Annotated in this window: 9 protein-coding genes and 1 rRNA gene; 7 read left to right on the forward strand and 3 right to left on the reverse strand. The window is 50.4% G+C overall.

Going from position 1 to position 6,832, the window contains the following annotated elements; translation table 11 throughout:
* Nucleotides 1-23: 23 nt before the first annotated feature.
* The gene (gene fmt, locus OGX83_RS12645; RefSeq protein WP_111464680.1) at nucleotides 24-971 is read right to left on the reverse strand and encodes a methionyl-tRNA formyltransferase; all 948 of its coding nucleotides are present in this window, start codon (nucleotides 969-971) and stop codon (nucleotides 24-26) included.
* Nucleotides 972-985: 14 nt separating this feature from the next.
* Entirely contained in the window at nucleotides 986-1,495 is a 510-nt protein-coding gene (gene def, locus OGX83_RS12650; RefSeq protein ID WP_003828283.1) for a peptide deformylase, read from the reverse strand.
* 129 nt (nucleotides 1,496-1,624) lie between these two features.
* Here def and dprA point away from each other — a divergent pair, with 129 nt between their 5' ends.
* Genes dprA through OGX83_RS12680 form a run of 6 tightly spaced genes read left to right on the forward strand, consistent with a single transcriptional unit; the run spans nucleotide 1,625 to nucleotide 5,417 of the window.
* Nucleotides 1,625-2,749 carry a DNA-protecting protein DprA gene (gene dprA / locus OGX83_RS12655; RefSeq protein WP_103284654.1) on the forward strand — a complete coding sequence of 375 codons (1,125 nt, stop codon included), beginning with the start codon at nucleotides 1,625-1,627 and terminating at the stop codon, nucleotides 2,747-2,749.
* The gene (gene smg, locus OGX83_RS12660; RefSeq protein WP_003031162.1) at nucleotides 2,721-3,194 is read left to right on the forward strand and encodes a DUF494 family protein Smg; all 474 of its coding nucleotides are present in this window, start codon (nucleotides 2,721-2,723) and stop codon (nucleotides 3,192-3,194) included. Before dprA ends, smg begins: the two co-directional genes overlap by 29 nt.
* A 26-nt stretch (nucleotides 3,195-3,220) precedes the next feature.
* Nucleotides 3,221-3,763, forward strand: coding sequence for a DNA topoisomerase family protein (locus tag OGX83_RS12665; RefSeq protein WP_008786284.1), 543 nt, complete (start codon nucleotides 3,221-3,223; stop codon nucleotides 3,761-3,763).
* Between the two features lie 4 nt (nucleotides 3,764-3,767).
* Entirely contained in the window at nucleotides 3,768-4,340 is a 573-nt protein-coding gene (gene tsaC / locus OGX83_RS12670) for an L-threonylcarbamoyladenylate synthase type 1 TsaC (RefSeq protein ID WP_008786283.1), read from the forward strand.
* A gap of 1 nt (nucleotide 4,341) precedes the next feature.
* Nucleotides 4,342-5,163: a shikimate dehydrogenase gene (gene aroE, locus OGX83_RS12675; protein WP_286588182.1), complete on the forward strand. Its 822-nt coding sequence runs from the start codon at nucleotides 4,342-4,344 to the stop codon at nucleotides 5,161-5,163.
* Nucleotides 5,160-5,417 (forward strand): DUF1488 family protein, encoded by a 258-nt coding sequence (locus tag OGX83_RS12680; protein WP_008786281.1) that lies wholly within the window; start codon nucleotides 5,160-5,162, stop codon nucleotides 5,415-5,417. The genes aroE and OGX83_RS12680 overlap by 4 nt, the downstream gene beginning before the upstream one ends.
* Here OGX83_RS12680 and OGX83_RS12685 read toward each other — a convergent pair.
* The gene (locus OGX83_RS12685) at nucleotides 5,393-5,947 is read right to left on the reverse strand and encodes a gamma carbonic anhydrase family protein (RefSeq protein WP_048215431.1); all 555 of its coding nucleotides are present in this window, start codon (nucleotides 5,945-5,947) and stop codon (nucleotides 5,393-5,395) included. The genes OGX83_RS12680 and OGX83_RS12685 overlap by 25 nt on opposite strands.
* A 474-nt stretch (nucleotides 5,948-6,421) precedes the next feature.
* Here OGX83_RS12685 and OGX83_RS12690 point away from each other — a divergent pair.
* Nucleotides 6,422-6,832 (forward strand): 16S ribosomal RNA (locus tag OGX83_RS12690); the annotation flags it as partial.

Consider the following 6,832-nt stretch of genomic DNA (forward strand, 5'->3'; position numbering starts at 1 on the left):
ACCGGGCTTAAAGAGATGAACCGTCAGGCCAGACGGTTTCCGGGCACGAACCACTCCCGGCGCGAATTAAGCAGATCCTGCGCGCTCATGGCTTTTTTACCGGCAGGCTGCAAAGAGATAAGATTCAGAATGCCGTCGCCTGTTGCGACCTGGATACCCTGCTTTGTCGCCTCGAGAATGGTGCCTGGCTCGGCCTGGGTGTTTACAGCAATAACCGAAGCTTGCCAGACTTTCACTGGCTGACCATCGATTTCAAGCCAGCTCATTGGCCACGGGTTAAAGGCGCGGATGCAGCGTTCCAATTGAACAGCCGAAAGCGACCAGTCGATACGGGCCTCTTCTTTGCTGAGTTTTTCTGCATGCGTAACCAGTGATTCGTCTTGTACCACCGGTTTTATTGTGCCGGCAGCCAGCTGTTTTAGCGTTTCAATCAGCCCCTGAGGCCCCAGGTCTGCCAGCTTGTCATATAACGAACCGCTGGTATCTTCTGCCGTAATTGGGCAGGACAGCTTCAGCAGCATATCACCGGTGTCGAGGCCAACATCCATCTGCATGATGGTAACACCGGTTTCGGCGTCGCCTGCCCACAGTGAGCGCTGGATCGGTGCTGCACCCCGCCAGCGCGGAAGCAGGGAACCGTGAACGTTGATACAACCCAGGCGCGGCATTTCCAGTACTGCTTTTGGCAGGATCAGGCCATATGCTACCACCACCATCACGTCTGCGTGTAAATCAGCAACCAGTTGCTGGTTTTCCTGAGGGCGAAGAGAGACGGGTTGAAAGACCGATATCCCTTTTTCTTCTGCCAGCACTTTTACCGGGCTGGGCATCAGCTTTTTCCCGCGTCCCGCCGGGCGGTCCGGTTGGGTAAACACGCCAACGACGTTATGTCCAGAAGACAGCAGCGCGTCGAGATGACGCGCTGCAAAGTCAGGTGTACCCGCAAAAATAATACGTAGTGAGTCTGACACGTTGATCCTTGTCCTTAAGCTCGGGCGTTCAGGCGGTCGAGTTTTTCAACTTTCTGACGAATGCGTTGTTGCTTCAACGGAGACAGATAATCGATAAATAGTTTACCGACCAGGTGATCCATTTCATGTTGAATGCAGATAGCGAGCAGGCCATCGGCTTCCAGTTCAAAAGATTTGCCGTCGCGATCGAGCGCACGAATTTTTACTTTCTCTGCACGCGGTACTAACGCACGCTGTTCAGGAATAGACAGACAGCCTTCTTCAATGCCGGTTTCGCCGTCTTTTTCCAGCAGTTCTGGGTTAATGAGTACCAACTGCTCATCGCGATTTTCAGAGACATCAATAACAATGATGCGCTGATGAATATCGACCTGTGTTGCTGCCAGACCGATACCTTCTTCGGCGTACATCGTTTCGAACATATCATCAACGATACGCTGAATTTCTGCATTCACTTCTTCAACCGGTTTTGCGACTTTGCGAAGGCGCTCGTCCGGAATATGTAACACTTGCAAAACTGACATAGTTATCCAGAGTTGTGTTCAGGAGTTGAAAAGATTATTACCTCTATTCTAGACAAAACCCCCTCTGATTGACAGCATCAGTGACCAATCGCAAAGATTGCCAGGACTGCTTGTGGCAGGGGAACAGGGATGACCCAAATCGAAATTTGGCTACGTTTAGCGCAAGTGAATGAACTGTATGGTGATGAGATAGTGCGCGTTGCTCACTGGCTCAATACTCAACCGTGTATTAACAATGCGGTACTCCTGCAGGCTGGATTCTCTCCACGCCAGGCAAGACGCTTTTTAACCTTTTCAGATCTGACGCTGGAAAAAACGCTGCGCTGGCTTGAACAGCCTAACCACCACTTTGTGGTTGCCGACAGCGAGCATTATCCGCCACAGCTCCGTGCGATTGAGGATTATCCTGGGGTGCTTTTTGTTGCAGGAGCTCCCGCATGCCTCCACTCATTTCAAGTTGCCGTTGTCGGTAGTCGACAACACTCATGGTATGGCGAACGCTGGGGACGGTTTTTTTGTGAAAAGCTTGTTGCATGTGGGGTGACGATCACCAGCGGTCTGGCCCGGGGGATTGATGGCGTGGCGCACAATGCTGCGATAAACCGACAAGGCACAAGTATTGCGGTGCTGGGAAATGGACTTGAGACCATTCACCCACGACAGCATATCCGTCTTGCGGAACGACTGATTGAGGCAGGGGGCGCACTGGTGTCTGAGTTCCCATTAGATACGCTCCCTTTGCCGCGCAATTTTCCCCGACGAAATCGTATTATCAGTGGTCTAAGTAAAGGTGTACTGGTTGTCGAAGCTGCACAGCGTAGTGGTTCACTGGTTACTGCTCGCTGTGCAATTGAACAAGGGCGGGAGGTGTTTGCTTTACCAGGGCCGATTGGGAGCCCGGGAAGTGAAGGCCCGCATTGGCTTATTCAGCAGGGAGCCATGCTTGTGACGACACCAGAGGAAATTCTTGAAAATTTGCAATATGGGCTGCAATGGTTGCCAGATGAACCTGAAAAATCAATTTATTCGCCAGATCACGAAGAGGTGGCATTGCCATTTCCGGAGCTCCTGGCTAACGTAGGAGATGAGGTAACACCTGTTGACGTCGTCGCTGAACGTGCCGGCCAACCTGTGCCAGAGGTAGTGGCTCAACTGCTCGAACTGGAGTTAGCAGGGTGGATCGCAGCTGTACCCGGCGGCTATGTCCGATTGAGGAGGGCATGCCATGTTCGACGTACTAATGTATTTGTTTGAGACATATATCCATAACGAAGCTGAGCTGCGTGTGGATCAGGACAAACTGGAACGGGATCTTACCGACGCTGGTTTTGATCGTGAAGACATTTACAACGCGTTACTTTGGCTGGAGAAGCTTGCTGACTATCAGGATGGCCTTGCTGAACCTATGCAGCTGGCATCGGACCCTCTTTCTATACGTATTTATACTGCGGAAGAGTGCGATCGACTGGATGCAAGCTGTAGAGGATTTCTGCTATTCCTGGAGCAGATTCAGGTGCTAAACCTCGAAACGCGAGAAATGGTTATTGAGCGCGTACTCGCGCTGGATACGGCAGAGTTCGATCTGGAAGACCTGAAGTGGGTGATTCTGATGGTGCTATTCAACATTCCAGGTTGTGAAAATGCCTATCAGCAAATGGAAGAATTACTCTTTGAAGTGAATGAAGGTATGCTGCATTAATCAATCTTCATTCAGTATGAGTTGTTATGGCTAAATCAGCACTGTTCACGGTGCGTAAAAACGAGCCCTGCCCACAATGCGGGGCTGAACTGGTTATTCGTTCCGGGAAACACGGTCCGTTTCTCGGTTGTTCACACTATCCAGAATGCGATTACATCCGTCCGCTGAAATCTTCCGCGGACGGACATGTTGTCAAAGTTCTGGAGGGTAAGCTTTGTCCTGCATGTGGCGCTGAGCTGGTGCTGAGACAGGGACGATTCGGTATGTTTATTGGATGCAGTGACTATCCTGCGTGCGATCACACCGAGCTCATCGACAAGCCTGATGAAACAGCAATAGTCTGTCCTCAATGCCAGACTGGTCATCTTGTCCAGCGGCGTTCCCGTTATGGCAAAACCTTTTACTCCTGCGATCGCTATCCGGAGTGCCAGTTTGTCATTAACTTCAAACCGTTAGCCGGAGAATGTCCTGAGTGTCATTATCCGCTTCTCATCGAAAAGAAAACCGCGCAGGGTGTGAAGCATTTCTGTGCCAGTAAACAATGTGGAAAGCCGATTTCGGCGGAATAAAAAAGTGAATAATAGCCTGCCCACAGACGCTATCGCTGCGGCGATAGCGGTTCTGAAACAAGAAAAAGTCATCGCCTATCCAACTGAAGCTGTATTTGGTGTCGGCTGCGACCCCGATAGCGAAACGGCTGTAACCCGTTTGTTGGCGCTAAAACAACGTCCGGTCGATAAAGGGTTAATTTTAATCGCGTCAAACTTTGAACAACTTAAACCATATATCGACGATAGCATGCTCACCGATGCTCAACGTGACGCTGTTTTCGCCCGTTGGCCTGGTCCTGTTACCTTCGTTTTCCCAGCGCTTGCGACAACGCCACGCTGGTTGACCGGGCGCTTTGATTCTCTGGCTGTTCGCGTCACCGATCACCCGCTGGTGGTTGCGTTGTGCCAGGCTTATGGCAAACCGTTAGTTTCTACCAGTGCTAATTTGAGTGGCTTACCGCCTTGCAGAACGGTAGAGGAAGTTCGCGCACAGTTCGGTACAGACTTTCCCGTGGTTGAAGGGGAGACCGGGGGGCGTTTGAATCCTTCGGAGATCCGTGATGCTCTGACAGGTGAACAGTTTCGACAGGGGTAATATGAAAGAAGCCTATGCTGTTTTTGGTAATCCGATAGCGCACAGTAAATCGCCCTTTATTCATCAGCAATTTGCAGAGCAGCTGAAGATTGATCACTCCTACGGGCGTGTATTGGCACCCATCAATGATTTTGTGAATACCCTGAACGCTTTTTTTGCTGAGGGCGGGAAGGGGGCAAATGTCACCGTGCCTTTTAAAGAAGAGGCATTTGCACGTGCCGATGAACTAACGGAGCGGGCATCGCTTGCTGGAGCGGTCAACACCCTTAAACGGCTGGAGGATGGGCGTTTACTGGGAGACAACACGGATGGTATCGGCTTGTTGAGCGATCTTGAGCGTTTATCTTTCATTCGTCCCGGATCGCGAGTTCTGCTGATTGGTGCGGGTGGTGCATCCCGTGGAGTTTTATTACCTCTTCTTTCTATGGATTGTGCGGTGACTATTGTTAACCGTACCGCTTCGCGTGCTGAAGAGCTGGCACAAATCTTCTCCCATACCGGCAGCGTACAGGCGGTAGGAATGGGCGAGCTTGATAATTACAGTTTTGATTTGATTATTAACGCGACATCCAGCGGAATTAGCGGTGAGATCCCGGCTATTCCGACATCTCTTATTCACTCATCTGTCTATTGTTATGACATGTTTTATCAGAAAGGAGATACACCGTTCCTCTCCTGGTGTGCCGAACATGGGGCGAAACAATATGCTGATGGCCTGGGTATGCTGGTGGGGCAAGCAGCGCACGCCGTTTTACTCTGGCATGGGGTTTTGCCGCAGATTGAGCCCGTCATTAAAATCATGCAGCAGGAATTGTCGGCATGAATCAGGCGATCCAGTTTCCCGATCGAGAAGAATGGCGCACGGATGTTAACGCCGTTGTGTTTCCGGCGATGGTTCATGGTATGCAGTTAACATGTGCCATCTCTGGAGAGATGCTGGCGTCCCGCTTTGGCGGCGACACGCCTGAACAGTGGTTAGAAATCTTTCAACAGCATCGCTGGGATCTGGAAGAAGAAGCTGAAGGATTGATCCAGGCCCAGCAGGAAGATGCTCAAGGTTGGGTTTGGTTACTCTGACTTAAATATTCATCTTTCCACTTAACATAGTTGTTAGCTGAATATTGTAAGCCTGCTTTCTCTTCATCGCTTAATGGACGGATTTGTTTAACCGGGCTTCCCAGGTACAGATACCCGCTTTCCAGGCGTTTGTTTTGGGGAACCAGGCTCCCAGCCCCAATCATAACGTCGTCTTCTACGACTACGCCATCCAGCAGAATCGAACCCATGCCGACTAATACTCGGTTGCCAATGATGCAGCCGTGTAGCATGACCTTGTGACCGACCGTCACATCCTCACCCACGATCAATGGATTACCCTGCGGATTAGAAGTGGACTTATGTGTGACATGGAGAACGCTGCCGTCCTGAATGTTTGTACGGGCACCAATTTGTACATAGTTAACGTCGCCACGAATGGCGACCAGTGGCCAAATTCCGACATCATCAGCTAAACGGGCATCACCAATGACGACACTGCTGGTGTCGATCATTACGCGATTTCCGATCTGTGGGAAAAGATCCTTATAAGGACGCAGTACATCAGACATGTTTACCTCAACGAAAATAGAGCAGTAATGAAGACTTTGGTTGGATTATTGAGACTGTGCAAGTGGTTTAGCTATCAAAAATCAGCCAAATTGCGCAGGAATGTAGCGAAAGGAGTGAAAAACAAGCATTCAGAAAAAAAGATCCAAAAAATACTTGTGCTAAAAAATGGGATCCCTATAATGCGCCTCCATCGACACGGCGGATGTGAATCACTTCACGCAAACAGCCGGTTCGGTTGAAGAGAAAAACCTGAAAATGAGGGTTGACTCTGAAAGAGGAAAGCGTAATATACGCCACCTCGCGACAGAGCGCTAAAGCGCGTCGCAACTGCTCTTTAACAATTTATCAGACAATCTGTGTGGGCACTCGAAGATACGGATTCTTAACGTCGCAAGACGAAAAATGAATACCAAGTCTCAACGAGTGAACACGTAATTCATTACGAAGTTTAATTCATTGAGCATCAAACTTTTAAATTGAAGAGTTTGATCATGGCTCAGATTGAACGCTGGCGGCAGGCCTAACACATGCAAGTCGAACGGTAGCACAGAGGAGCTTGCTCCTTGGGTGACGAGTGGCGGACGGGTGAGTAATGTCTGGGAAACTGCCCGATGGAGGGGGATAACTACTGGAAACGGTAGCTAATACCGCATAACGTCGCAAGACCAAAGAGGGGGACCTTCGGGCCTCTTGCCATCGGATGTGCCCAGATGGGATTAGCTAGTAGGTGGGGTAACGGCTCACCTAGGCGACGATCCCTAGCTGGTCTGAGAGGATGACCAGCCACACTGGAACTGAGACACGGTCCAGACTCCTACGGGAGGCAGCAGTGGGGAATATTGCACAATGGGCGCAAGCCTGATGCAGCCATGCCGCGTGTATGA

Source organism: Citrobacter sp. Cpo074, from assembly GCF_030332745.1.
GTDB classification, from domain to species: Bacteria; Pseudomonadota; Gammaproteobacteria; order Enterobacterales; family Enterobacteriaceae; genus Citrobacter; species Citrobacter portucalensis.

Excerpts from the sequence above, each read along its gene's own strand:
- OGX83_RS12685 (WP_048215431.1), bottom strand. The coding sequence starts at position 5,947 with ATGTCTGATGTACTGCGTCCTTATAAGGATCTTTTCCCACAGATCGGA.
- smg (WP_003031162.1), top strand. The coding sequence starts at position 2,721 with ATGTTCGACGTACTAATGTATTTGTTTGAGACATATATCCATAACGAA.
- def (WP_003828283.1), bottom strand. The coding sequence starts at position 1,495 with ATGTCAGTTTTGCAAGTGTTACATATTCCGGACGAGCGCCTTCGCAAA.
- dprA (WP_103284654.1), top strand. The coding sequence starts at position 1,625 with ATGACCCAAATCGAAATTTGGCTACGTTTAGCGCAAGTGAATGAACTG.
- aroE (WP_286588182.1), top strand. The coding sequence starts at position 4,342 with ATGAAAGAAGCCTATGCTGTTTTTGGTAATCCGATAGCGCACAGTAAA.
- OGX83_RS12665 (WP_008786284.1), top strand. The coding sequence starts at position 3,221 with ATGGCTAAATCAGCACTGTTCACGGTGCGTAAAAACGAGCCCTGCCCA.
- OGX83_RS12680 (WP_008786281.1), top strand. The coding sequence starts at position 5,160 with ATGAATCAGGCGATCCAGTTTCCCGATCGAGAAGAATGGCGCACGGAT.